This window comes from Maribacter thermophilus (assembly GCF_001020565.1).
Taxonomy (GTDB): domain Bacteria; phylum Bacteroidota; class Bacteroidia; order Flavobacteriales; family Flavobacteriaceae; genus Maribacter; species Maribacter thermophilus.
The window spans coordinates 492772-519121 of record NZ_LDAS01000001.1 but is presented as its reverse complement, the minus strand read 5'-3'; the positions used below and the strand labels follow the sequence as shown (position 1 = coordinate 519121).

The 26350-nt window shown below is 39.4% G+C and carries 24 protein-coding genes; 17 read left to right on the top strand and 7 right to left on the bottom strand.

What is annotated here, in order from left to right; all coding sequences use genetic code 11:
* The first annotated feature begins 191 nt into the window (after positions 1-191).
* The 8 genes from AB657_RS02160 to AB657_RS02125 all read left to right on the top strand — a co-directional run bounded on the left by AB657_RS02160 (position 192) and on the right by AB657_RS02125 (position 7023).
* The gene (locus AB657_RS02160) at positions 192-674 is read left to right on the top strand and encodes a DUF4870 domain-containing protein (protein WP_047244995.1); all 483 of its coding nucleotides are present in this window, start codon (positions 192-194) and stop codon (positions 672-674) included.
* Positions 674-1126, top strand: coding sequence for a nuclear transport factor 2 family protein (locus tag AB657_RS02155; RefSeq protein ID WP_052958600.1), 453 nt, complete (start codon positions 674-676; stop codon positions 1124-1126). The genes AB657_RS02160 and AB657_RS02155 overlap by 1 nt, the downstream gene beginning before the upstream one ends.
* 170 nt (positions 1127-1296) lie before the next feature.
* The gene (locus tag AB657_RS02150; protein WP_047247741.1) at positions 1297-1632 is read left to right on the top strand and encodes a PadR family transcriptional regulator; all 336 of its coding nucleotides are present in this window, start codon (positions 1297-1299) and stop codon (positions 1630-1632) included.
* 4 nt (positions 1633-1636) lie between these two features.
* Positions 1637-3448 carry a PspC domain-containing protein gene (locus AB657_RS02145; protein WP_047244994.1) on the top strand — a complete coding sequence of 604 codons (1812 nt, stop codon included), beginning with the start codon at positions 1637-1639 and terminating at the stop codon, positions 3446-3448.
* A 133-nt stretch (positions 3449-3581) separates the two neighbouring features.
* On the top strand, positions 3582-4313 hold the full coding sequence (locus tag AB657_RS02140) for a head GIN domain-containing protein (RefSeq protein WP_047244993.1): 732 nt from the start codon (positions 3582-3584) through the stop codon (positions 4311-4313).
* A gap of 92 nt (positions 4314-4405) precedes the next feature.
* Entirely contained in the window at positions 4406-5416 is a 1011-nt protein-coding gene (locus AB657_RS02135) for a dipeptide epimerase (RefSeq protein ID WP_047244992.1), read from the top strand.
* Complete coding sequence (locus AB657_RS02130; protein ID WP_047244991.1) at positions 5416-6471, top strand: pyridoxal phosphate-dependent aminotransferase family protein; 1056 nt, start codon at positions 5416-5418, stop codon at positions 6469-6471. Before AB657_RS02135 ends, AB657_RS02130 begins: the two co-directional genes overlap by 1 nt.
* A 105-nt stretch (positions 6472-6576) precedes the next feature.
* Complete coding sequence (locus AB657_RS02125; RefSeq protein WP_047244990.1) at positions 6577-7023, top strand: hypothetical protein; 447 nt, start codon at positions 6577-6579, stop codon at positions 7021-7023.
* A gap of 66 nt (positions 7024-7089) precedes the next feature.
* On the opposite strand, the gene trxB is transcribed toward AB657_RS02125, so the two are convergent.
* The 5 genes from trxB to AB657_RS02100 form a co-directional block, all read right to left on the bottom strand.
* Positions 7090-8067, bottom strand: a complete 978-nt coding sequence (trxB, locus tag AB657_RS02120; protein ID WP_047244989.1) for a thioredoxin-disulfide reductase — start codon at positions 8065-8067, stop codon at positions 7090-7092.
* 306 nt (positions 8068-8373) lie between these two features.
* Positions 8374-9489 carry a formylglycine-generating enzyme family protein gene (locus AB657_RS02115; protein ID WP_316933204.1) on the bottom strand — a complete coding sequence of 372 codons (1116 nt, stop codon included), beginning with the start codon at positions 9487-9489 and terminating at the stop codon, positions 8374-8376.
* A gap of 219 nt (positions 9490-9708) precedes the next feature.
* The gene (fsa, locus tag AB657_RS02110) at positions 9709-10362 is read right to left on the bottom strand and encodes a fructose-6-phosphate aldolase (RefSeq protein WP_047244988.1); all 654 of its coding nucleotides are present in this window, start codon (positions 10360-10362) and stop codon (positions 9709-9711) included.
* Between the two features lie 23 nt (positions 10363-10385).
* On the bottom strand, positions 10386-12419 hold the full coding sequence (locus tag AB657_RS02105; RefSeq protein ID WP_047244987.1) for a transketolase family protein: 2034 nt from the start codon (positions 12417-12419) through the stop codon (positions 10386-10388).
* Positions 12420-12752: 333 nt separating this feature from the next.
* Positions 12753-13907: a PepSY-associated TM helix domain-containing protein gene (locus AB657_RS02100; RefSeq protein WP_198146860.1), complete on the bottom strand. Its 1155-nt coding sequence runs from the start codon at positions 13905-13907 to the stop codon at positions 12753-12755.
* Positions 13908-14212: 305 nt separating this feature from the next.
* Here AB657_RS02100 and AB657_RS02095 point away from each other — a divergent pair, with 305 nt between their 5' ends.
* The 7 genes from AB657_RS02095 to AB657_RS02065 all read left to right on the top strand — a co-directional run bounded on the left by AB657_RS02095 (position 14213) and on the right by AB657_RS02065 (position 22297).
* Complete coding sequence (locus AB657_RS02095) at positions 14213-15235, top strand: sensor histidine kinase (protein ID WP_047244986.1); 1023 nt, start codon at positions 14213-14215, stop codon at positions 15233-15235.
* Between the two features lie 4 nt (positions 15236-15239).
* Positions 15240-15938, top strand: a complete 699-nt coding sequence (locus AB657_RS02090; RefSeq protein ID WP_047244985.1) for a LytR/AlgR family response regulator transcription factor — start codon at positions 15240-15242, stop codon at positions 15936-15938.
* Between the two features lie 13 nt (positions 15939-15951).
* Positions 15952-16812 (top strand): MBL fold metallo-hydrolase, encoded by an 861-nt coding sequence (locus tag AB657_RS02085; protein ID WP_047247738.1) that lies wholly within the window; start codon positions 15952-15954, stop codon positions 16810-16812.
* A 10-nt stretch (positions 16813-16822) separates the two neighbouring features.
* Positions 16823-17707 (top strand): dienelactone hydrolase family protein, encoded by an 885-nt coding sequence (locus AB657_RS02080; protein ID WP_047244984.1) that lies wholly within the window; start codon positions 16823-16825, stop codon positions 17705-17707.
* Positions 17708-17909: 202 nt separating this feature from the next.
* On the top strand, positions 17910-18830 hold the full coding sequence (locus tag AB657_RS02075; protein WP_047244983.1) for a YeiH family protein: 921 nt from the start codon (positions 17910-17912) through the stop codon (positions 18828-18830).
* Positions 18831-19091: 261 nt separating this feature from the next.
* Positions 19092-20813: a purine-cytosine permease family protein gene (locus tag AB657_RS02070; RefSeq protein ID WP_047244982.1), complete on the top strand. Its 1722-nt coding sequence runs from the start codon at positions 19092-19094 to the stop codon at positions 20811-20813.
* On the top strand, positions 20813-22297 hold the full coding sequence (locus AB657_RS02065; protein ID WP_047244981.1) for a mannitol dehydrogenase family protein: 1485 nt from the start codon (positions 20813-20815) through the stop codon (positions 22295-22297). Before AB657_RS02070 ends, AB657_RS02065 begins: the two co-directional genes overlap by 1 nt.
* An 87-nt stretch (positions 22298-22384) precedes the next feature.
* Here the strand turns inward: AB657_RS02065 and AB657_RS02060 are convergent, their stop codons facing one another.
* Positions 22385-22576 (bottom strand): cold-shock protein, encoded by a 192-nt coding sequence (locus tag AB657_RS02060; RefSeq protein ID WP_047244980.1) that lies wholly within the window; start codon positions 22574-22576, stop codon positions 22385-22387.
* Positions 22577-22703: 127 nt separating this feature from the next.
* The gene (locus AB657_RS02055) at positions 22704-23756 is read right to left on the bottom strand and encodes a fatty acid desaturase family protein (protein WP_316933203.1); all 1053 of its coding nucleotides are present in this window, start codon (positions 23754-23756) and stop codon (positions 22704-22706) included.
* Positions 23757-24404: 648 nt separating this feature from the next.
* On the opposite strand from AB657_RS02055, the gene AB657_RS02050 reads away from it, so the two are divergent.
* Both AB657_RS02050 and AB657_RS02045 read left to right on the top strand, forming a co-directional pair.
* Positions 24405-25877 (top strand): potassium/proton antiporter, encoded by a 1473-nt coding sequence (locus AB657_RS02050; protein ID WP_047244979.1) that lies wholly within the window; start codon positions 24405-24407, stop codon positions 25875-25877.
* A 1-nt stretch (position 25878) separates the two neighbouring features.
* Complete coding sequence (locus tag AB657_RS02045) at positions 25879-26250, top strand: hypothetical protein (protein ID WP_047244978.1); 372 nt, start codon at positions 25879-25881, stop codon at positions 26248-26250.
* Positions 26251-26350: the final 100 nt, after the last annotated feature.

Genomic DNA, 26350 nt, shown 5'->3' with positions numbered 1-26350 from the left:
TACTCTTATTTTAGCTAAAAGTATTGATAAAAAACCACATCTTAAAATGTTAATAATATGTTAATTTTTAGTACTATGTGTTGCATAGTACCTTCTTTTAGATATATATTTGCATTGTAAGTTATTATGTTATCAACATATTTGGTCTAAACATAGTAACACATCAATCAATCATCAGCAAAGAACGAACCATGACAGAAACAGTAACCAAACACGAAAGAAATCTCTCCGCACTTATACATGCGAGTACGTTTTCTAAATTTTTTATTCCGTTCGGAAACTTCATCGTTCCGTTGGTATTATGGACGGCAAACAAGAAAGAGTATGAGTTTGTGGACCATAATGGAAAACAAGCTTTAAATTTTCAGATAAGCCTGTTGCTCTACTCTATTATATTGGGACTTATAAGTATTCCGTTCTTTTTCGGTTTTTTTCCCAATATTTTTGACTTTGAACATTTTGGGTTTTTAAGACTAAACAATTTCAACAATCTAAACATTCATTTTGACAGTGATGATTTTAGGTTCGGTACCTGGCTTTTGCCGATAGGCATTACAGGTTTGTTGCAAGGGGCCTTATTTGTGGTCAATATAGTTTATACCATTTTGGCCACTATTAGAACAAACGACGGACAAACGTTCGAATACCCCATAACCATCAAATTCATAAAATAATGACACTATTAAAAATTATAATATTCACGATCGTGGCATTTTTTTCGAGTCTGGTACAAGCACAAGCCCCTACAGATTCAGAACTGTACAAAACTATTATGGAGCTGGACAAAACCTATTTTACGGCCTATAACAACTGTGATATGGAAACCCAAAAACAGTTCTATGACGAAGACCTTGAGTTTTATCATGACATGGGCGGGTTAGCAACCGATAAAACCGAGCTTTTAAAAAGTATAGAAAATAATATATGCGGAAAAGTAACAAGAACTTTGTTAGAGGAAAGTGTAGAGGTACACCCTATCAAGAATTTTGGGGCAGTACAGATAGGCATGCATCAATTTCACAACAACCAAGAACCCAATGCCATATCTGAACCTAGCAAGTTTATTGTTATCTGGAAAAAAAACGATACCAACTGGGTAATGAGCAGGGTAGTCAGTTTACACTAAAAAATAATCAGGGTCTTCATCACACCCTTCGGAGTCTATTTATCAATCAAATCAAAAAAGGATGTTTATTCATCAATCAAAAAACGAACGGTTAACACATGCAGACCAGTACAGAAAAGAAGGCGCAATACCCACAGGAGCTGGGACTGCATAAAAAGAAAAAAGACATTATGAACGTAGAAAATACAAAAGCGCAAATGCGTAAAGGAGTTTTGGAATACTGCATATTGTCCATCCTTAACGGACAGGACAAGTATGCCTCCGAAATTTTAGATACGCTAAAAGACGCTAAAATGCTGGTGGTAGAAGGTACCATTTATCCGCTATTAACAAGATTAAAAAATGCGGGCCTGCTAAACTATCGTTGGGAAGAGTCCACATCCGGACCACCACGAAAATACTATACCCTGACCGAGACCGGCAAACTTTTTCTAAAAGAGCTGGACACCACTTGGGACGAATTAAGAAAAGCCACCGATCTGGTTACCAACACAAAAAACAACTAAGAAAATGAACAAGACCGTAAATATAAATTTAGCCAATATGCTCTTCCACATAGATGAAGATGCATACAATAAAATGCGCAGGTATCTAGAATCTATTAGGCGCTCCTTTGCCGATACCCCGGGAAGCGATGAAATATTAGCCGATATAGAAGCTAGAATTGCCGAGCTTTTCTACGAGAAATTAGAAAACGAAAGACAGGTAATTACCCAAAAAGAAGTAGACGAGGTTATTGCCATCATGGGACAGCCAGAAGATTATATGGTGGACGAAGATATTTTTGAGGACGAACCCAAATCTAAAAAAGCCAAGTCTTCCCCAAATAGGGTGAAAAAACTATACCGAGATATAGACCATAAATACGTGGCCGGTGTTTCTGCCGGACTGGCCCATTATTTGGGCATAGACCCTATTTGGATTCGTTTGCTTTGGATCTTTTTGACCATTGGGTCCGCAGGATCGTTCATTCTCTTATACGGCCTTCTTTGGATCTTGATCCCCGAAGCCGTTACCACGGCTCAGAAATTGGATATGAGAGGAGAAGCAGTCAACATAAGCAATATTGAACGTAAAGTTAAAGAGGGTTTTGATGACGTTGCGGATCGTGTAAAAAGTGTTGACTATGAAAAAGTGGGCAATACCGTCAAAAAAGGAGGGAAAACGTTTTTTGATACCATTGGAGACATTATAATGTTCTTCTTCAGGATCTTTGGAAAGCTAATAGGCATATTATTGATCATTATAGGCGCCTCTACCCTAATAGGGCTTTTTATAGGATTGATTTCTGTAGGTATATTAGATATGGTGCATGTTCCCGGTATTGATTTTTACCATGTAGTCAACTCTAGCAACCTACCCATTTGGTTGGTTTCTTTATTGGCATTCTTTGTGGTAGGTATTCCTTTCTTCTTTCTACTCTATCTAGGTTTAAAAATCTTGGTCACCAATTTAAAATCAATAGGCAACATAGCCAAGTTCAGCTTATTGGGACTGTGGTTGATTTCATTGATACTATTGATAGTATTCGGCATAAGGGAAGCGGCATCACATGCGTATTCGGGCAGTGCTACCATAGAGAAAGAAATTATGATTCAAAATCCATCGGATACCTTACGTATTAGTTTGGCCACCCATAATCACGGAAGGGACAACAAAATTCATATGGGCAATATGATGATTACCCATGATGACAATGGTGATAAATTGCTGGTTTCGGAAGATGTTAGGTTTCGTATAAGAAAATCCAAAGACTCCATTTTTCGTATCGAGATCAGAAAAGAAGCCAACGGACCATCTTTTATCAGAGCAAAAGAAACCGCTGAGCAAATTGCGTACCATTACAAAGTAGAGGGCAATAGCATAGAGTTGAACAATTTTCTGGAAACTCCCGGACATACCAAATTTAACGACCAAGAAGTACGTGTAAACCTTTTTGTTCCCGTAGGCACCATTCTTACATACGACAAAGGAGATGGACGTAGTTGGGTCATGAGGGCCGATACCGATAACGACATGGACTATTTGGATCCGTATACCTGGAAAATGACGGATGACAATGAGCTTACCTGTCTCGATTGCCCAGAAGAAATGGACGACGAAGAAGACGAGGGCAATAATCGCATCCGCATCAACGGGCAAGGCGTGGACATAAAATTCAATGATGAGAATGGAGAATCCTTTAAAATGAAAATAGACGAGGACGGGGTTCGTATCAAGGCCAAGGACAATGATGAAGAACAGGTAGACATCAATATAGATTCAAACAAAGGGTCGGTGAACATTGATTCATCGGATATCGATAACCAAAAAATAAACTAATAGAACAGATGGTTGTATTTATTGCAACTCGGTAATAAAATTCAACAGTTCGTCCGTAAGGATTTTGAAAAATCTCTTACGACCAACATCTTTACATCATTCAAAAAAACAATCAATCTAAAAACAAACGATCATGACAACACTAATTAGAATTACCATTGCACTTTTTCTTGCGCTCTTTTTATCATCGTGCGGTTTTGACATTAACTTCGGCGATTTTGGATCGGGTAAAACCGGTAATGGAACCGTCGTAGAGGAAACCAGAGAAGTCACCGATGACTTTACCACCATACATGCTTCTGAAGGCCTGGACGTTTATGTGACCCAAGACGATAATTTTAGTATTACCGTAGAGGCCGACGAAAATATAATCGATTTAATAGGTACCGATATAGAAAACGGAAAGCTTAAGATACATGCCGTAGAAAATATCGGAAGGGCCACAAAAAAGGTGTTTGTTTCTTTACCCGACGTAAAATCGTTAAAAAGTAGTAGTGGAGCACATTTAACCACCCAAAACATGGTAAAAGGAGACGATATCAATATTGACTCCAGTAGTGGCTCTATATTAAATTTAGAGGTAACAGCGGACCAAATCGACATTGATGCCAGTAGTGGAGCCAACATAGAAATAGCCGGCAAGGCCAGAGAAGTTTATGTAGATGGAAGCAGCGGTGCCAATATCAATGCCAAAAACCTACTTTCAAAAGAATGTAGGGCAGAGGGTAGTAGCGGTGCCAACATTAATGTAAACGTATCGGATCTTCTTACCGCCGACGCCAGTAGTGGTGCCAATATTTCCTATTCCGGAGGGGCTACGGTAAAAAAGAATAAATCAGTTTCGGGCAGTGTCCATAAATATTAGAGTTAGCTATTAGAACAACTGATCTATAAAACCCATTGAAATTTCAATGGGTTTTCATTTTTAGGTACATGGCTTATCCCTATCTTAGTATTATGAAAATACACCTTAAAAAATACATACTCCCCCTAAAGCATACCTTTAGTATTTCAAGGGAATCCCATGATTTTCAAGACTCTTTGATCGTAAGTCTTTCGTTAAATGGGCATACCGGTTATGGCGAGGCCACCTCTAACCCGTATTACAAGATTACGGTACAGAGCATGATGACCGAAATAGAATCTATCAGAAAAGAAATCGAGAATTTCCATTTTACCATACCCGAAGAATTCCATGCCTTTTTGTGTTCTAAGGGGCTAACAAACTTTGCCATTTGTGCACTGGATCTGGCGGCCCATGATCTTTATGGAAAAATAAAAGGTAAACCCTTATATGAACTGTGGGATACCAATACCGATCATTACCCTACTACAAACTACACTATTGGTATAGCACCGATAGATGAAATGGTATCGAAAATGACGGAAATGCCCTGGCCCATATATAAAATAAAATTAGGAACTGACGACGATGTTGCCATTGTAAAAAAACTGAGAGAACATACGGATGCCATTTTTAGAATCGATGCCAATTGTGCATGGACCGCAAAAGAAACCATACAAAATGCACCACTTTTAAAAGATTTGGGAGTAGAGTTTTTAGAGCAGCCCTTAAAAGCGGACGATTGGGAAGGCATGGAGCTGGTAACACATCATAGTGTGCTTCCGGTAATTGCCGATGAAAGTTGTATAATAGAAGGCGATGTAGAAAAATGTGCGTTGCACTTTAATGGTATCAACATAAAACTGACTAAATGTGGGGGCCTCACCCCTGCCCTACGCATGATAAAAAAAGGCAAAGAATTAGGTTTAAAAGTAATGGTAGGTTGCATGACAGAATCTACCGTAGGTATTTCTGCCATTGCACAACTATTACCACAACTGGATTATGTAGATATGGACGGTGCACTACTCTTAAAAGAGGATATAGCCCAAGGGGTAGAGATCAAAGCCGACGGACAAGTCGTGTTTCCGACATTGGCAGGTAGCGGCATAACAATGATTTAATGGCTATTTATATAGATAATTTTCCCGGAAGGGTACTAAACACCAACGGAAACCAATATTTATATTTTGGTGGAACCTCGTATTTGGGGCTGCAGTACGACTCCGAATTTCAAGAGCTTTTTATCAAGAATATAAAGCAATACGGAACCAACTACAGTGCCTCCAGAAAATCCAACGTTCGCTTTACCATTTTTGATGAGGCAGAAAGTTATCTGGCAAATCTGGTAGGAAGTGAAGATTGTCTAACATTATCATCAGGTTATTTGGCCGGACAGTTTGTTTCTGAGTTTATCCATAAAAAAACTTGCAAGCCCTTTTATGCCCCCAACACCCATTCGGCGTTGTTTCGCAACACAGTCAAGAATTACGTCACCTATGCTAGTTTAAACATTGCGGTACGCAATTATCTTAACGAGCCCAATGCCAAAACTCCGGTGCTATTTTTAGATACAATAGACTTTTCTGGCGGAAGCTATCCCGATTTTGAAAGCCTAAAAATTTTACCTCTTAAAGAAATGATCATAGTTGCCGATGATTCTCATGGCATCGGAATCGTCGGAGCAAACGGTCGTGGAGTCTATAAAGCCTTAAAAGCACTAAACCCCAAACAGCTTTTGGTCTGTTGTTCTTTAGGCAAAGGATTTGCCATACAGGCAGGAGCGGTTTTTGGAGACAAAATAACTATAGAGGCCATGGAAAACACTTCTTTTTATGGTGGTGCCAGTCCCGCAAGCCCAAGCGCTATGGCAACTTTTATGGAAGCCGAAAAGATATACAATAAAAAAAGAGCCCTTTTAAGAAATAATATTGAGTTATTCTTGTCTCAGATGACCTTGTTAAAAAAGTTTAGGCATATGAGCGGTCATCCAACCTTTACATTTCAAGACATAGCACTAGTAAAATACCTAGAACACCATAAAATAATTGTAACCAACTTTAACTACCCCAAGTCAACTTCCGAAACAATGAGCCGCATTGTAATATCGGCCGGCCATTCCACCAAAGACATTAAAAAACTGACAAATGTTTTGAATAGTTTTCTTAATGATTTATAAAATCATTTGTAATGTATTTTCTTCAATAAAATAGTTAATTTCTTATTAAATTATCAATTTTATTTGTATCTTTTATGGTATTAATAATCATTAAACAACTAGGCCATGAAAAAAATACTTGGATTGGTTTTTTTGATGCTGTTATTGGTATCATTAACCAGTATCACTTCTTCAAAACTACAGAACAATTACTCTTTAGAGGGAACTTGGGAACTTATCAACCGATATAATTATGATGAATCTGGTGTATCGGATACGCTTTTTAATGTCAATGGTTACAGACAGATAAAAATATACAGTAAAGGTAAAGTTATGTGGACCAGATACTCACCCGATGATCCGGCCGAATGGTTTGGTTTTGGCTCTTATCAAAATACTGAAAACGAACTTGAGGAACGTTTGGAATACGGTTCTGCCGAAATGATGAAAATTCAAGATACAGTTCAAGTCTTCAAATTTGAACTAATACTGGACAAAGACAATTACAGTCAAATAACATTGGATGACGAAGGCAATAGAACCTTCTCTGAAAACTATAGAAGAATAGATTAGGACAACAATTATCCAACAAAAAAAGCGCCTTAAAAGGCGCTTTTTATATATAAAACTAAATTATAGTTATACTGGATCTGCTACAGTCTCTTCCATAGAGTCTATTGTAGCTAAATAACGCTCGGCATCCAAAGCTGCCATACAACCGGTACCTGCAGCTGTAATTGCCTGCCTGTACTCTTTGTCTTGAGCGTCTCCCGCGGCAAATACCCCAGGAATATTTGTTTTCGTAGATTTTCCCTTAGTGATTATATACCCGGTTTCATCCATGTCTAACTGTCCCTTAAAAATATCGGTATTCGGCTTATGCCCAATAGCTATAAAAAGACCGGTAATGGCTATCTCTTCCTTTTCCCCTGTTTGGTTGTTCACCATTCTAAGGCCTTCCACCACTTGGTCTCCTAAAACCTCATCGACCTCGGTATTGAATTTTATCTCAATGTTCTTAAGGCTTTTGACCCTATGCTGCATTGCCTTTGATGCCCTCATGTGGTCTTTTCTTACCAACATGGTCACTTTGTTACATATATTGGCCAAATAAGAAGCTTCCTCAGCAGCCGTATCACCTGCTCCAACTATGGCAACATCTTGCCCTTTATAGAAAAAGCCATCACATACCGCACATGCCGAAACACCACCTCCCCGTAATTTTTGTTCACTGGGGATATTTAGATATTTAGCAGAGGCCCCTGTAGAAATAATTACCGTTTCTGCCTCTATCTGTTTATCGTTGTCTACCGTAACCTTGTGAATACCGCCAGGTTTTTCACTAAAATCAACCGCTGTCACCATTCCGATACGCACCTCTGTACCAAAACGCTCGGCTTGTTGTTGTAATTGAGCCATCATAGAAGGCCCGTCTATACCTTCTGGGTACCCCGGAAAGTTATCTACCTCTGTAGTAGTGGTCAACTGACCTCCAGGCTCCATACCTGTATACATAACAGGTTTTAAATCGGCTCTGGCTGCATAAATAGCTGCTGTATAGCCAGCAGGACCAGACCCTATAATCAATGTTTTAATTCTCTCTATTGCTTCCGACATAATATTTATATTCAATCTATTCTTACCAATACAAAAGTAGTTTTTTGAATAAAAACCTTACAGCTAAGTTATTAAAAGTTTTCACAGTAAAATAAAGCGGTATAAGATGTAAATACTGACCCGGAAAATAATTCTGAAAGACCCCTAATTTTTATTGACAGCCCTCTTTTTCCACACTAAAACAAATACAATGCATTAATTACCAACAACTTAACAATATACTTCTATTTTAAATCGAACAGGTTTTTTTACCTTTTATAGTCAGCACTGGTGGAACAGAAGTATTATGTGCGTAACAAAAAAATATTATTTATTTAACAATTCAACAGTGGCAACGGTTCTAAAACCCGTATGTTCCAATGACGAATCTATACTGGACCCCATTTTTGCCGACACACGGTAACTAGCACAATAGCTGGCACTACACAAAAAAGAACCTCCTTTAATTATTTTTTCTTGGGCATAGGGATTATTAGGTGTAAATGGCTCAACGGCACCTGTTGGGTTCTTTAAAACGGCACCTGTGGCCTTCACGTCTTTATAATAATTGGCATTGTACCAATCACTGGTCCATTCCCAAACATTGCCCGCCATATCGTAAAGTCCGTACTCATTTGGCGGATAGGACTTTACTGGGGCCCTACGTTCATATCCGTCCTCCTTGGTATTGGTAACGGGAAACTCTCCTTCCCAAGTATTTGCCATTTTAGGCAACTTGGCACTATCGTCTCCCCAAAAGAACGTTGTTCCTTCATTTCCTCCCCTCGCTGCCAGCTCCCACTCTGCTTCTGTTGGAAGACGCCTACCTGCCCATTCACAATAGGCCAAGGCATCTTCATAAGAAACTTGAACTACAGGATAATTATCCATGCCATCTATGTTACTGTTAGGACCGTTGGGGTGTCTCCAGTCCGCTCCAATTGTCCAGTCCCACCATTGCGAAAAATCATATAGGTTGGGCACTGATGATTTTGCCTTTTTAAAGGTAAGTGCTCCAGGCTGTAATACAGAATCATGCGGTTTTTCTGTTCCTTCGGGCACTTGCTTTTTTAATTCTTCCCAATCAATAGCCCTCTCTGCGGTCGTAACATATCCTGTTTCTTTTATAAATTCCTCGAATTGGGCATTGGTTACTTCCGTAATGTCCATAAAAAATCCGTCTACTACCACATCTATTGCCGGTTTTTCATGTTCCATCGCCATCTTATCTTGGTCTACGGCCCCTTGTTTGAGTTTACCTCCAGGTATCCATACCATACCACGAGGGGTTTCTATGCTATCGGGTTTATTGACCAATACATCCTTTTCGGTAAACTTGGGAATTACGGCATCCGTGTTCTTTTGTGTCACTTCTTTGTCAGGTGTTCTTTTTTTATCCGATTTACAATTTTGAATAAAAAAGGTAATTATGAACAATGTCAAAATCTTGAAATAGTACCGCACGAATCATAAATTTTTGGTTGCTTCGTAAATTTAAACATTATGTAATAACGATAAACCATCAAGTGCCTACATATTACTCACAAATTATTGTTTTTTAGTGTACACTCAATAACAGGATATAGCGTTATATCGTTTGAAAAAAGCATAAAAAAACACCCAACTACAAGAGCTAGGTGTTTATATATCTATAGAAAACCTTTAGTTCCCTTTTTTGTAATCTTCCAAAAACTTGGCCAACCCTATATCGGTTAGAGGATGTTTTAAAAGCCCTTTAATAGCAGACAATGGACCGGTCATTACATCCGCTCCTATTTTAGCACAATCCAACACATGCATTACGTGTCTTACGGAAGCAGCCAATATTTCGGTCTCAAAACCGTAGTTGTCATAAATTAACCTGATATCGGAGATAAGTCCAAGACCATCTGTTGAAATATCATCCAAACGACCTATAAATGGCGAAACATAAGTAGCACCAGCTTTAGCGGCCAATAATGCTTGGCCTGCAGAAAACACCAAGGTTACATTTGTTTTGATACCCTTGTCAGAAAAATACTTACATGCTTTTACACCATCGGCGATCATAGGCAGTTTCACAACAATCTGTGGGTTAAGGGCTGCCAATTTTTCTCCCTCTTCCACCATGCCTTCAAAATCGGTAGAAATTACTTCCGCACTTACATGACCATCTACCAAGCTGCATATTTTTTTATAATGCTCAAGAATATTTTCGGCCCCGGTAATACCCTCTTTTGCCATTAGGGACGGATTTGTAGTAACACCATCCAAAACTCCCATATCCTGGGCTTCTTTAATATCTTCTAAATTTGCTGTATCTATAAAAAATTTCATTTTCTTCTTTTTTTAATTGTTTATTACTTTTTCAAAAACTCCATTACCTGACCATATACTTGATCTCCTGTAAATCCAAACTTCTCGTCCAACACGGTTGCAGGCGCAGAGTAACCAAAATGTTCAAGTCCGAAAACTTTTCCGTTGGGGCCGGCCAAACCTTCTAAGTTTACGGGTAAGCCGGCAGTTAAACCAAACACTGGTTTATTACTTGGTATTACATTTTCTTGATATTCTTTCGGTTGTTGCCTAAAAATACCTTCTGAAGGTATAGATGCGATATTAACCTTTAAATTCTCTTTTTCCTCCAATAACTTTGCGGCAGCCACCAAAGTAGCTACTTCAGACCCATTTGCTATTAAAACAATATCGGGATCATTCGTTTCTTGCACCAAATAACCTCCTTTTTCAGCTCCCAATGCAGCTTCATATCTACTACCCGATTGTGCCGGTATATCTTTTATACCTTGTCTGGACAATATTAGACCAGTAGGTGTCTTTTGGTTTTCCATTGCCATTTTCCAAGCAACATTGGTTTCTTGTGAATCGGCCGGACGCAAGGCTACAAAACTTTGTTCATGGCTATGGTTCTTTAATTTCTCCAATAGCCTAATTTGTGCCTCTTGTTCTATTGGCTGGTGTGTTGGTCCGTCTTCCCCTACCCTAAACGCATCGTGTGTCCATACAAATTTTACTGGCAATTCTTGTATTGCACTTAAGCGAATGGCCGGCTTCATGTAATCGGAGAAAACGAAGAAAGTAGCCACTACCGGTATAATACCACCGTGCAATGCAATACCATTTGCAATGGAGGCCATAGTCAACTCAGCGACACCTGCCTGTAAAAAAGCTCCGGAAAAATCTCCTTTTTTAAGTACGGTCGTTTTCTTTAAGAAACCATCTGTTTTATCACTATTGGACAAATCTGCGGAAGAAACGATCATATTTTCTACATTTTCCGCTAGATATGCTAACACATTCGAAGAGGCCGCTCTTGTCGCCTGCCCTTCTTTTTGTGCGATCGAACCAAAATCCAGTTCCGGTAATTTTCCATCAAAGAAACTGTCCAATTTAGCAGAAAGCTCTGCATTTTCTGCCCTCCATGCATCTATTTCCAATTTCTTTGCATGGGCCGCCGTCTTTTTTCTACCTATTACATCTTCATAATATTCTGCAACCTTGGTATATATATCAAAAGGATTGTCTACATCAGCACCTAAATTCTCTAAAGTTTTTTTATAGTCCGCACCGGTTCCACCGATAGGTTTTCCGTGCAATTCGGTATAACCTTCGTACATAGACCCATCTGCGGTAACACATCCTTTACCCATGATGGTATGGCCAATGATCAATGTTGGTTTTTCCGTTTCGGCATTGGCTTCTGTAAGTGCTTTTCTGATCTGATCGTGATCATGACCATCAATAGTTATTACTTTCCAGCCCCAAGCTTCATATTTCTTAGCCGTATCTTCTGAGGTTACCTCATCGGTCTTTGAAGACAACTGCACATCATTGGCATCATAGAACATGATAAAGTTGTTCAGTCCTAAATGCCCGGCAATACGCCCTGCTCCTTGTGAAATCTCCTCTTGTACACCCCCATCAGATATAAAGCCATATATTTTGTGGTTCATCCAATCTCCAAAACGAGCTTGAAGGAATTTTGCTGCGATAGCCGCGCCCACTCCCATAGTGTGGCCTTGACCAAGGGGCCCAGAGGTATTCTCTATTCCCCTTGCCACATCAACTTCCGGGTGACCGGGTGTTACAGACCCCCATTGTCTAAAGTTGGCAATATCATCCTTTTTAAAATTCCCTAACAAATAGTATTGGGCATACATCAAAGTAGAAAGGTGACCGGCATCCATAAAAAAACGATCACGGAAAGGCCAATGCATATCGGCAGGATCGTAATTAAAGAATTCCGAATATAAAATATGCATATAGTCAGCTCCGCCCATTGGTCCACCAGGGTGGCCAGAGTTTGCTTTTTCTACCATAGCTACGGCCAACGCCCTAATATTATCTGCGGCTAATTGATCTATTTCTTGATTCATTTAGTAAATAGTTGTTTAAATAATAATATTGCTTTTAGACTATAAAAATCATGTATCAAAGATACCGCATTTAGAGCGCTATTTAAAATATAATGGTACAACATCACAAAAAGTAAACTTTGTATGATACTTATTTTATCTACTGTAAACAATAAACCGCGGAAGCAGAAAAGGATTTCGTAAAAATCACCAATACATTATTGAACAACACAAAATATATTATCCATAATATCAATTAGATACACCTTTTTCCGTAAAAACAGTGCTATAGACTTAAGAATTGACATATAGCACATGTGATCTTTAGATTAGTGGATGCCGAACAAAACTGTGCTAAGCAGCCTTTGCCATACTTATTACCTTTGTCTTTCTTTTGCGCTTCTTTTGAAGTTTGTTCCACCATATTAAGGTTCCTGTAATGGGAAGACTAGTGGCTATCAAACAAGCCAGAAAATATATTATTTTAGAAAATGTTCCGAATATATTTCCGGTATGAAGAGGCTTTATCAGAGATGCTATTTGAACATTTAGTGGTTTTTCGCTAAAGATCTCTTTATTCAAGACAGTTCCGTCCCTATCCAATATTAATTTATCGGAGGTAACAGGAGAAAAAGAAGAAGCTCCTGTTTTAGATATTGAATAAACCCCGCTTTTTGGGGTAGCAAAAGAAAGTCTGATCTCCCCGTTATAATCCAATTCCTTATTCGTTATTTCTATGATCTCCGAGACCGATAGTTGCTTTTGCCCCTTTGTTACGGCCGATTCAAATTTTGGACCGCCACCCCTAGCTCCAAAAACTTTGGCTCCGAGCACTGCACTACTGGCATCTTTATACCATTCAAAAGACCAACAAAGGCCTGTCAAGGTCATTATAACCAAAAAAATACAGGCATAGAACCCCAGTGTGTTATGCAAGTCATGGTTAATACGTTTCCAATTTGCAGAAAACTTGATCTTAAAACCAGATTTAAAATTCTTCCATTTAAGTTTTTTAGGAAACCACAGATATAACCCACTGATAGATAGAAATAGAAAAATCAAGGTCGCTACTCCTACGATAGGCCTACCGATATTAGTGTCTAACAGCAACCAACGGTGCAACCTGAACATGGACATGAAAAATCCGTCCAAAGAGGATTTTTGTTGCTTTTGATAATCTCCCGTGTACGGGTCTACATAAAAGGTAGTGCCCCTTCTTTGTTTTGGATCAGATTTTACAGAAAAGGCATATGATCCGTTTTTTTCTTCGGGTATGGTTACACTGCTCACCACACCTTCTTTTTCTAACTTTTTCTTTAATGTTTCTACGCTCATTAAATCCTTGCCATTGGAGTCGATCGTCAATTCTTCTGAAAATGCCGCTTTTATTTCCTCTTCGAATGTAAGTATGGTACCACTCAGACAAACCAAAAACAAAATGATTCCACTACCCAATCCGGCCCATAAATGAAGGTCGTTTATAAATTTCTTAAATGTGTAATTCTTCATAAAAGTATCGGTTCGTTTAAATTGGTTTATACTAGTAAAAAGATTCCTATATGATCAGACTTGTTTATAGCAATATGCGCAAAACTAAACGCCTACATCCAATTGTGCAAATTATTTTTATTAAATCTAAATAAGAGGGTGTGGAATTAATTTCACCAACATCCCCATCTTACATGTCAATAATTCTTTCACTAAAAAAATAGGCCCTGAAACCTATGAAATGTACACGGTGGTGTTCGACCGTTTAAATATGTCGCTAACGGTTTTTATTCAGTGATTGATAGAAATAAGTCTATTTTTATAAAATGGCGAAGGCTCTAAAATCACTATCCCTCAATACCAAAGAGATTATATTTCAAATAGTGCTCTATACACTGGTATTTCTTTTTTATAGCTTTGATAAAAACGACCCGGGTGTTACCCTTGCTCAGATATTGACCTTTGGATCTTATTGCGCGGGAGCTATTTTTATATCTTACTACCTGATGCCATCATTTCTTTACAAGAAAAAACATTGGAAGTTTTTTGGGGGCGTACTCTTGACGATTATTGCGCTAATGTTAATAGAAGAGGTTGCTCTAGAAAAGATATTCTACTCTGGCACAAAACGAGCCGATATCTTTCCGGGCATTTATTTTGTATTTTTTGACATAATACCTGTACTTACCATTTTATCTGGTTTTAAGTTTGGTTGGGACGCCCTAAAAAAACAAGAACAGATAGAGGAACTTAAAAATGCCGTTCAAGAGAGCGAGTTGCAATATCTTAAATCACAGATCAATCCTCATTTCCTCTTCAACAATCTTAATAATTTGTACTCTTATGCCATTGAGCGATCCAGTAAGACCCCTTCAATTATATTGGAGTTGTCCTCTGTTCTCAGATACATGTTGTACGACTGTAAAGAAAATTTTGTCGCCCTCCCAAAAGAAATTGACCACCTAAAGAGTTTTACACAATTAAACGAACTGCAGATCGAAGAACGTGGAGAAGTCATTTTTAATACCCAGAACATTAAACCCGAATATAAAATTGCCCCTCTTATCTTAAATGTCTTTATAGAAAATGCATTTAAACATAGTACGGCGAGCCAATCTGAAAATATATTTATTAATATTGACATTAAGGTTTGCGAGGGTAATATTTTGGAATTTGAATGCAAAAATTCTTTCTCGCCTATGGGAAACACCCAAAGCCTCTCCAAAGGCATTGGTTTAAAAAATGTAAAAAAGCGATTGGAAATATTATATCCGAATGCCCATAAGCTAGATATTACATCAAAAGAAAACCTATACCATGTAAAGCTAAGAATCAACCTAAAAACATAACCTTTTGATACGTTGCATAATCATAGAAGATCAACCGCCAGCACAACGTGTTCTAAAAAAATTTATTGGGGACATGGACACCTTGGTCTTAAAAGGCATTTTTACCGATGCCATACAGGCTATGGATTTTTTACAATCGGAACCTATCGATTTGATTTTTCTGGATATTCACTTACCTAAAATATCGGGTATAGATTTTCTAAAAACTTTAACCAATAGGCCTCATGTAATATTAACCACGGCATTTTCAGAGTATGCTCTTGAAAGCTATGATTATAACGTTGTAGATTATTTATTAAAACCTTTTTCTTTTGAACGTTTTGTACAGGCCGTATCCAAGGTTCAGCTAAACCGACCTACCGATAAAAATAACTCTCCACCCCCTACGACTCGCGATTTTGTATTTGTGAAATCCGGTTATGAACTTATTAAAGTAACTATAAACGACATTCTGTATATTAAATCAGATGCCGATTACACGGAGCTTTATACCACTAACAAAAAAATTCTATCGCAAGAACCACTTAGATATTGGGAGAAACATCTAAATTCAAATACGTTTATACGAATTCACAGGTCGTATATAATAAACACCTCAAAAATTGAAAAGATTACCGGCAATCATGTTCGTTTGAACGAACATACAAATCTCCCCATTGGCCGGGCCTACAAAGAAAGGTTTATTAAAAATGTTTTACCTTAAAGAAAAAAACACTATGAGAAAAAATATACTCTTCACCTTGCTATGTATTAGCACTGCCTTATCTGCTCAAAGAGATTTTAACAAGGTCCAGATTACATCCGAAAAAATTACCGAAGACATCTATGTACTGTTTGGTTCCGGTGGTAATATAGGCCTTGCAATCGGTGAAGAAGCCGCTTATCTTATCGATGATCAATTTGGACCATTGACAGAGAAAATTGTGGCCCACGTTAATACGTTGACCAATAAACCTATCCACTTTGTGCTTAATACCCACGTACACGGAGACCATACTGGAGGCAACGAAAATTTGGCAAATGCCGGCGCCATGATCATCGCACATGAGAACGTGCGAAAAAGAATGACAGAAGGGAATACTCCTCGACCTAAAGAAGCCTACCCCGTTGTTACGTTCAACGACAAAATGACCTTATACCTCGGAAATGACAAAAGCATTCATGCGATGCACGTAGATCCCGCCCACACCGATGGGGACACCTATTATTACTTTCCTGAGAACAATGTAATTCATATGGGCGACAACTTTTTTAGTGGCCGCTATCCGTATATAGACATTGCCAATGGAGGTGATATAGACGGATTGATATCAAACGTTTCCATGACCCTCAATATAGTAAACGATGATACTAAAATTATACCCGGCCATGGTAATATCTCTTCAAAAGAAGATCTGAAAAGTTATTTGGACATTCTTATCACCTTAAGGGAAAGGGTCAAAAAGGCTAGATCTGAAGGTAAATCTTTAGAAGAAACACAAAAAATGAGTTTATCAACGGAATGGGACCAAACTCACGGACAAGGCTTTATTAACCCGGACAGGATTATTGAATTTATTTACTTATCCGCCGACTAAAAATAACATCATGAAAAAACTGAAAAAAGAAGACATTAAACAAGAAGTTTTTGACCTATATGACGACTACGCCCACGACAGGGTAAGTAGAAGGTTGTTTTTAGACAAATTATCCACCTATGCCGTAGGTGGAATAACCGTGACTTCCCTACTTGGTTTTATTTCTCCGGATTATGTCAAAAAAATACAGATCAAACCGGACGACCCCGACCTTAGCTCTGAATTTATCACCTACGATTCCCCACAAGGAGGCGGTAGTATAAAAGCTTTGTTGTCTAAACCTAAGGACGCCAAAGACAAATTACCGGGTATAGTGGTAGTCCATGAAAACAGAGGACTAAACCCACATATAGAGGACGTAGGTAGACGAGCAGGACTGGCCGGGTTTTTATCCATTGCGCCCGACGCGTTGACTCCATTGGGTGGTTACCCCGGTAACGACGATGATGGTCGCGAACTACAACGAAAAAGAGATCGCAATGAAATGTTGGAAGATTTTATAGCTGCTTTTGAATATCTGAAAAATCATCCGGATTGTAATGGTAAAGTAGGAGTCGTCGGCTTTTGTTTTGGCGGATGGATATCTAATATGATGGCCGTTAAGGTCCCTGATCTTAGTGCGGCCGTTCCCTTTTACGGAGGACAACCAACTGAGGACATTGATCAAATAAACGCTCCTTTATTGCTTCATTTCGGGGAGCTCGATAAAAGGGTAAATGCAGGTTGGCCCGCCTATGAAGCAGAATTAAAAAAATATAATAAGGAGTACAAGGCTTTCATCTACAAAAATGCGAATCATGGATTTCATAACGATACTACCCCAAGATATGATCGGGAAGCTGCAGAATTAGCATGGAAACGTACTATTGACTTTTTTAAGGAAAAACTTGCTTAACCATATTATTGCGATATTAAAAGAAACTTGCATTTTTAGTTTTCTACCGGTTCCTATATAGCTAAGTACGCCTTTGCAAAATACGGTATGCTATAAAAATTCAATCTGGAGCACTATAACTTTTGGTTATATCAGATAACAAATTACTGTGCTAAAGGCTTGTTTTAGGCATGTACTTTTGTATCAAATCATACGAATTGATATGAAAGGTATTTTTTTAAAAACAGCATACCTCCTAATTATCGGCACGGCACTTTTAGGCAAAATAAACAGTCCTACGGCATTAGTATTGGGTTTTATATTTACCCTTATTTTTTCAAATCCCTTTAAACAATACTGCCATAGGGCCATTCATTATTTCCTTAAAATTTCGGTCATTGGTCTCGGTTTCGGCATGTACCTCGAAGAAACCTTTCAAACCGGCAAAGAAGGCTTGGGTCTGACCGCTTCTTCCATTGTTTTAACAGTATCACTAGGTTGGGTACTGACCAGGGCTTTGAAACTTGACCTGAAACTTGGCCACCTTATCACTTCTGGTACAGCTATTTGTGGCGGAAGTGCCATAGCAGCGATTTCACCAGTAATCAAAAGTAAGGGCAAGATCATAAGCATTGCCCTAGGGGTTGTATTTCTGTTAAACTCCATTGCTCTTTTTGTTTTTCCGACAATAGGTCACTTTTTTAAATTGACACAAGAACAGTTCGGACTATGGTGCGCCATAGCCATACACGATACCAGTTCGGTCGTAGGGGCGGCCATTGAATACGGCGATGAAGCCCTTAGGATCGCTACGACGGTAAAACTTTCAAGAACTTTGTGGATTATACCCCTATCGGTGCTCTCTATGTTCTTGTTCGGTACCCAGGGTAAAAAAATTAGAATTCCATATTTTATTCTGTTATTTATTGGTGCCATAGCCATTAACAGTTACCACATTTTACCCGAAACAACCACCGGACCAATCGTATTTATAGCCAAAAGGCTTTTGGTTGCAACCCTTTTTATGGTAGGTTCTACCATTTCTATCGAAGATTTACGGGCCACGGGAGTTAAACCCATATTGTTAGCTTTGGCCTTATGGATCTTTATTTCTATTTTCTCACTGGTATTCATCCTTTATTAGTCCCTTTTTGCAATCAAAGGCAATCATAAGTACAAAAGGCGCCAAAGAAGTCTCAAGAGCCCCAATCCGGTAAGAAAAATCACATATATCTCAATTGTAGATTTTCTGTTAGATATGGTTTTACTAAATTAGCCCGCTTGTTACAACTTGATTAACTTAAAAACTTAGTTATGGCGCTAATCCCTATCACTTAATACTCGCACGCAACCCTACCTTAACATCAACTATTTTAGGGCGCCATACGACACATCAACTTAACTCATGGATACTACTACAGATTATCAACAGTTTGAAGATTTAAACGAAGAGCAACTACCCGTCGCCAAACATAAACTGCACGATTGGACCCATTTTGCCGGATTGTATGCCGCAGAGCACGTAGCAGCTACCGAATTTGTCATAGGGGCTACATTTGTTGCACTCGGAGCCAAAACCATGGATATTCTCTTGGGCCTGTTGATCGGTAATATCTTGGCCGTTCTAAGCTGGACATTTATTACCTCGCCCATTGCCGTAGACACTAGGCTTAGTCTCTATACTTACCTGAACAAAATTGCCGGCGACTCTATGACCAAGCTTTATAATTGGGCCAATGTAATTATATTTTCGGTCATTTCCGCCGCCATGATCACCGTATCGGCCACGGCGGTGCGTTTTGCTTTTGACGTCCCGGCCCAATTAAACTGGTACCCTACCAACCTCTGGTTTGTATTGATTGTCTTTTGTGTGGGTGCCGTCGTAGTCTCCATCGCCATCTACGGCTTTAATGCCGTTTCGGAGTTTTCGGGTATATGCGCCCCTTGGCTCTTTGTTATGTTCACTAGCGGCGCCATGGTACTCTTGCCCGCCCTCTCATTGGACGTTCTGGGGAAAACGCTACCTGCCGGATGGAACGATTTTATTGCCCTGGGCGACCAGTCCATTTGGACGGGACTTGACAGCAACGGTGAGCCCGGTATAGGCCTCATAGAGGTCATCGGCTTTGCCTGGGCCGCCAATACGATTACCCATTTTGGGCTTATAGACATGGCGCTTTTACGTTTTGCCAAAAAGAAAATTTATGGCCTATCGACCAGTACGGGAATGATGTTCGGGCACTACGTTGCCTGGATCGCAGCAGGTATCATGGGGGCCGGTGCAGCAGTAATCATAGGGAAATCTATCGTGGAACTAGATCCGGGAGATGTCGCCTATTACGCCTTGGGCTGGTCGGGCTTCGTCATCGTCATAGTGGCCGGGTGGACGACCGCTATCACCAACCTGTACCGCGCAGGCTTGGCGGCACAAGCTATTTTCCATAGCCACTCGAGAAAGAAAACCACCATAGTGGTAGGACTGATAACCGTTGTCATCGCATGTTTCCCCTTTGTTTTTTCACAAATACTACCGCTACTTACCTATGCCGGCCTATTGGTCGTTCCCGTAGGGGCCATCGTATTTGCCGAACACCAGATATTCCCTAGAATAGGTTATACCCGCTATTGGTCTTCGTACAGCCAACTGACTTTTAGCACCCCGGCAGTAGCCTCATGGGCATTAGGACTCTTGTTTGGTTTTGGCCTCAACGCCTTTAATGTGATGTCTTTCTTTTACCTGTTTATTCCCACATGGATATTTACGATCCTTGTCTATACCCTTATGGCGGGAAGATATGGAGCCAAGAAAGCCTATCCAGAAGCCCAGAAAAAAGAGGAAATACGTCTCCAGAACATTGAAAAATTTCATGAACACAAGGCTAAATCGCAACCCTTGACCGTAAAGGACAATTCCTTTCTTACACGGACACTACAGGTCATCTCGCTCATTACCTTGGTAATTACCCTAATTTTGGCCGCCATTACGCTATTTGGCAGTTCTGACGAGACATTTTATGTGGAAAATCGCGAGGTATTTTACAAATACGCATTTATCTGCACCCTACTCTATTTTATAACAGCCTATTGGGCCCTTAAACGCGGAAAACAAAAAAAAGCAGCATTGTAATGAAAAACACCCTAACTCTGGAACAAAAGAACGTAGCGGAATTGGCAGGACGCATTCCTTGTCCTTCCTATGATAGAAACAACCTGATATCGGGCATGGTGCATATTGGCGTGGGCGGTTTCCATCGTTCGCACCAAGCCTTTTACACCAATGCCCTTCAAGAAAAATACGGCGCACCCGAATGGGGCATCTGTGGTATCGGCCTAAGGGAAGGCGACCGCAAAATATACGACGTGCTGACCAAGCAAAACGGACTTTACACCTTGATCGTAAAGCACCCCGATGGCAAGGTAGCACCCAAGGTCATAGGTTCTATATGCGATTTTTTACTAGGTGTCGACGATGCCAAAAAAGTAATCGACCGTATGGCGGACCCCGCCACAAAAATTGTTTCCCTCACCATTACCGAGGGCGGCTATAATTTTAATCCATCTACGGGAGAATTCGACTTTGAAAACCGAGATATCCAGCACGACCTAGAACATCCGGACACCCCTAAGACGGTTTACGGATTTTTAACCGCCTCCCTAAAAAAACGACGTGATAAAAACCTGCCGGCATTCACCCTAATGTCTTGCGACAATATTCAGCACAATGGCGATATGGCCCGTAAAATGTTGCTTGCCTTTGCCAAAAGACAAGACACCGCCTTGGCCGACTGGATCGAACGCGAAGTTTGTTTTCCCAATAGTATGGTGGATCGTATAACACCGGTGACCACGGCCGCGGATATCGCCTATCTCGAAGAGAATTACGGTATTAAGGACGAATGGCCCGTAACCTGTGAACCCTTTATACAATGGGTGGTAGAGGACAATTTTTCGAACGGTCGACCTGAATTTGAAAAGGTTGGTGTACAATTTGTACCCGATGTAAAGCCCTACGAAAAAATGAAACTTCGTTTATTGAACGCAGGCCATTCGGTCTTGGGCATATTGGGAGCCTTACACGGCCACCCTACCATTAATGCCTGTATGGAAGACCCGACCTTCGTTACCTATTTAAGAACCTTTATGGACCGTGAGGCCACCCCTACTCTCGACGAGGTAAAGGGAATCGACCTTAACGCCTACAAGGATAGCCTACAGGAGCGTTTTGCCAACCCCAATATAAAGGATAGTCTAAGCCGTATCTGTTCTGAAAGTTCTGCCAAATTGCCCAAGTTCTTGTTTGAGACCCTTCAAGAGAATCTATCGGCGGAAAGAAGCATCGAGTTTATAAGCCTGATCATTGCCGCTTGGTGCTATTACAGCGACAAACAGACCGATAAGAACGGGCAGCCACTGGAGATTATCGATGCCATGCAAGAGGAGCTTCACCAAGCCGCAAAGCAAACCGCAACGGATCCCTTGGCCTTTATTAAGCAAGAGTCCCTTTTTGGAAACCTTGCAAAAAACGAGCGTTTTGCACAATCATATGTAAATATGGTAGGGAAAATTTACAAGGATGCCGATGTTAAAAAATATATGGAAACCATGATATAAGTTCATCTTTTCAAGATACGGACGAACATCCCTGAAAATAAAAAGAGCGGCCATAAGCCGCTCTTTTTGTATCTATTTCATCTGAGTTTAAACCAGCTCTACCTTAACGGCGTTCAGACCTTTTTGGCCTTGTTGCGTTTCGTAGCGTACTTGGTCGTTCTCCTCGATTTCATCGATAAGGCCCGATACGTGTACGAAAATATCTTCATTTGAATCGGTCGGTGTTATAAAACCAAAACCTTTGTCATTGTTAAAAAACTTTACTGTTCCTTCTTGCATAATTGTAATATATTAATTTTTAAAATTTATCTGCTATTCATTGGCGAATGTGCGGGCCTACATTAAGGCTAACACCTATGTTACCTACCCATTCCGTTGGATGTAGCTATCCATGTTTTATATTGTTTTAAGTGCTTTGGACGGGAATAATATCCGTGCGTCCCAAGTCTTTGAGCATTTGAAAATGCTTGATTACCGCTGTTAAAAAAGAGCCATTGGTGTGATAGGGCAATCCGAATTCCTCCGCCGTCCGTTTTACGATCGGGGCTATTTTTCTATAATGAACATGTGATATGTTCGGAAAAAGGTGATGCTCTATCTGATGCGTGAGCCCCCCTATCAACCAAGACAGGACCACGCTTTTTTGAGCAAAATTACAGGTCGTCTCCAACTGATGTGCCAAGCGACCAGAATCTAAGTTTCCGTTTTCATCCGGTAGCGGAAAAGCGGCGTCAGGAGATACATGGGCCGTTTGAAAGACCAAGGATATACTTAACCCGGTTACAAAGTGCATTGCCAAAAAGGCCAATACTACCGTCCATGGGGCAAAAGCCGTTAAAACGATCGGCAATACCAGGGCATAGGAATAATACACCACTTTCCAAGCCGCGATCTTGAACAAACCTTTTATATAGGTCTTGCGGTCCTTGATCAGTCCTAATTTATAATACCTCTTGTACCTGATAAAATCTTTGGAAGTGACCCACGAAATCGTCGACAAGCCGTAAAAGAACCACGCATACCAATGTTGGTACCTGTGCAGTTTGTTTCTTTTTGCATGGGGCGAAAACCGAAGAAAGAATGGGGCGTTTATATCATCGTCGTGTTCTTCGATGTTGGTAAAACTGTGGTGCAGCACATTGTGCTGTAACCGCCATACCTTATCATTGGCCCCAATTAAATTTATGGTATAGCCCATAAGTTTATTAACAATCTTATTTTTTGAATAAGATCCGTGTATGGCATCGTGCATGATGCCCATGCCGATACCCGCCATACCCAATCCACTTAGGATGTACAATCCGAACAATAAGGGAACGCTTGTAATGGATGAGAAAATGATAAATGCCAATGGTGTAAAAAACAACAAGAGCATAAAAATGGTCTTTATAACCATGCGTTTGTTACCGTACCTACTTTTTTGGGCGGTCTTGGAATATTCGGATACGCGAAGCTTCAATGTCTTTGAAAAATCAGAACTAACTGATTTGGAGAATCTTAATGTTTTAATGTGAAAAGAAATTAGTTAAACAAAAATTACTTCGAAAAAAGGGTAAAAATGATATTTGATCTTGTGATCAAATTGAAACGTTGAAGTAAAGTCTTAAAGAAAATTGCTTAACGAAGAACTACTAAAAAGTAGGGTATTTTTACTATTTTAATCTTGTTCACAAAACAATTTTTTGTTTCATGAATTGGTTACAAATGTACTCAAATAATTGAGCCACACCTAAAAACCCAGCCATAATTCTAATTGTATTTTTTCATCTACCACATTGAAATAGGCCTGTACCTCCTTGTACCGTTGCCTTCAGCCACAGAATTCACTATCCCGTAAATTAACTGTTTTTAACTTTTAAAACCCTCCATGATTCATAGAAAAAGTCATAATAGCTCATTTAGAAAACGATTACGAGTTAAAATAATTGGCACAACCATACTGCCTTTTCAACATTACGGCAGAGATTTATTTCACCAATTAAATAATACGGAAGATAACTACTTTAATATTACCTCTTTTTATAAAACTAATAACAATCGGTTTAATTGTTAAAAGTGATAAAACACCTAAATTTGTCTCTTTTAAATTAAAAGACAGAGAGAGAATTTGGATTTAACCATTGAAAATATTCTATTAGTAGGCTCCCTATTACTTTTTATAAGTATCGTCGTGGGCAAGACCTCCTATAAATTTGGGGTTCCGACCTTAATTCTGTTTTTGGCCATTGGAATGCTGGCAGGCTCCGACGGCATTGGTGGAATTGTCTTTGACGACCCTAAACTTGCACAGTTCATTGGTATTGTTTCTCTTAATTTTATATTGTTTTCCGGTGGATTGGATACCAATTGGAACGCGGTAAAACCTATTCTTAGAGAAGGGTTGGTATTGTCTACCCTTGGTGTTTTGCTTACCGCTCTTTCCCTTGGCACCTTCGTTTGGTTTGTTACCGACTTTACCATTTATGAAAGCATGTTATTGGGTTCTATTGTTTCGTCTACCGATGCTGCTGCTGTATTTTCTATATTAAGATCAAAAAATTTAGCCTTAAAAAGCAATCTTAGACCAACACTGGAATTGGAGAGTGGAAGTAACGACCCTATGGCCTATGTTTTAACGCTGGCTTTTTTAACCCTGGTCATTCATCAAGACCAAAGTATTGTATCTATCATCCCTATGTTTTTAAAGCAAATGATTTTAGGGGGCCTGGCCGGTTTTGCTTTTGGAAAACTGAGCAAAATAACCATAAACAATATTAAACTTGGGTTTGAGGGACTTTACCCTGTTTTAGTTATCTCCCTTATGTTTATTACGTTCTCTGCCACAGACTTCGTTGGAGGAAACGGATTTTTGGCTATTTACATCTGTGCTGTTTATCTGGGAAATCAAGATTTAATACATAAATCTACCATCCTTAAAATGTTTGACGGAATGGCCTGGTTAATGCAGATCGTACTGTTTTTAACATTGGGCCTACTGGTTTTTCCTTCTCAGATTATACCTTACATGGGCATTGGTCTGTTAATTTCATTATTTCTGATTATCGTTGCCCGTCCTGTTGGTGTTTTTCTAAGTCTTATGTTTTTTAAAATGAAACTCAGGCGAAGGGTTTATATATCATGGGTAGGTTTACGTGGGGCGGTCCCAATTGTTTTTGCAACCTATCCCCTATTGGCAGGAATAGATAAAGCACATATTATTTTCAATATCGTATTCTTTATTTCCGTCACTTCTGTTTTGATACAGGGTACAACTTTATCCATTTTTTCTAAATGGCTTAATGTGGCCTTACCTGAAGAAGTAAAACCTATTACCGGAAGTGATAGGTACATACTGAATTTACCAAAGTCGGAAATGGAAGAAATATCAGTTGCTCCCGATAGTTTTGCCGTTGGCAAACGAATCATAGATTTACATTTTCCGCAATCCGCATTTATTGTTATGATCAAGCGAGATACAAAATTTGTTAGGCCAGGGGGATCCACGGTCATCGAAGCCAACGATATATTGGTAGTTTTATTGGATAATGAGGACAGTTTAAATGAAGTAAACGAAGTGCTCGCTAAAAGTAGCGTAGTATAATATGAAAAGTCCATATCAAATATTAAAGGCCCTTTTACTTTTTACAGTCTATTGTTTTGGTATTTACACTACCATAAACATACTACCGGACTATAATAAACGTATTGTTCCCCATAAAAACGGACAAAAAGAATACCTAACCACATTTAAGGTTCTTAACCCCCATACAGAACAATCAGAAGTCTTGTTTTCTGGTCTTACGGAATATCCTTCGCCCGATTTTAATTTATCATATAAAGGCTTTTGGATAATTTCCTCTTATGGTGAAGTACTTTTTAGTGCCTTATTCAAGCAATACAAAAGCCACTTTAAAACCCTCTTGATCCGACATAGAAAGTCCGATCTTATTTTTCCTTTCCATAATTTTTGGTAATCCTCTTCTCTTAAGAACTACCGATTTTCGTAGTCTCTTCAACTTATAAATAAATGCAAGGACAAAATCGCCTTGTACAAAATTCAGTATACCAAAAAAT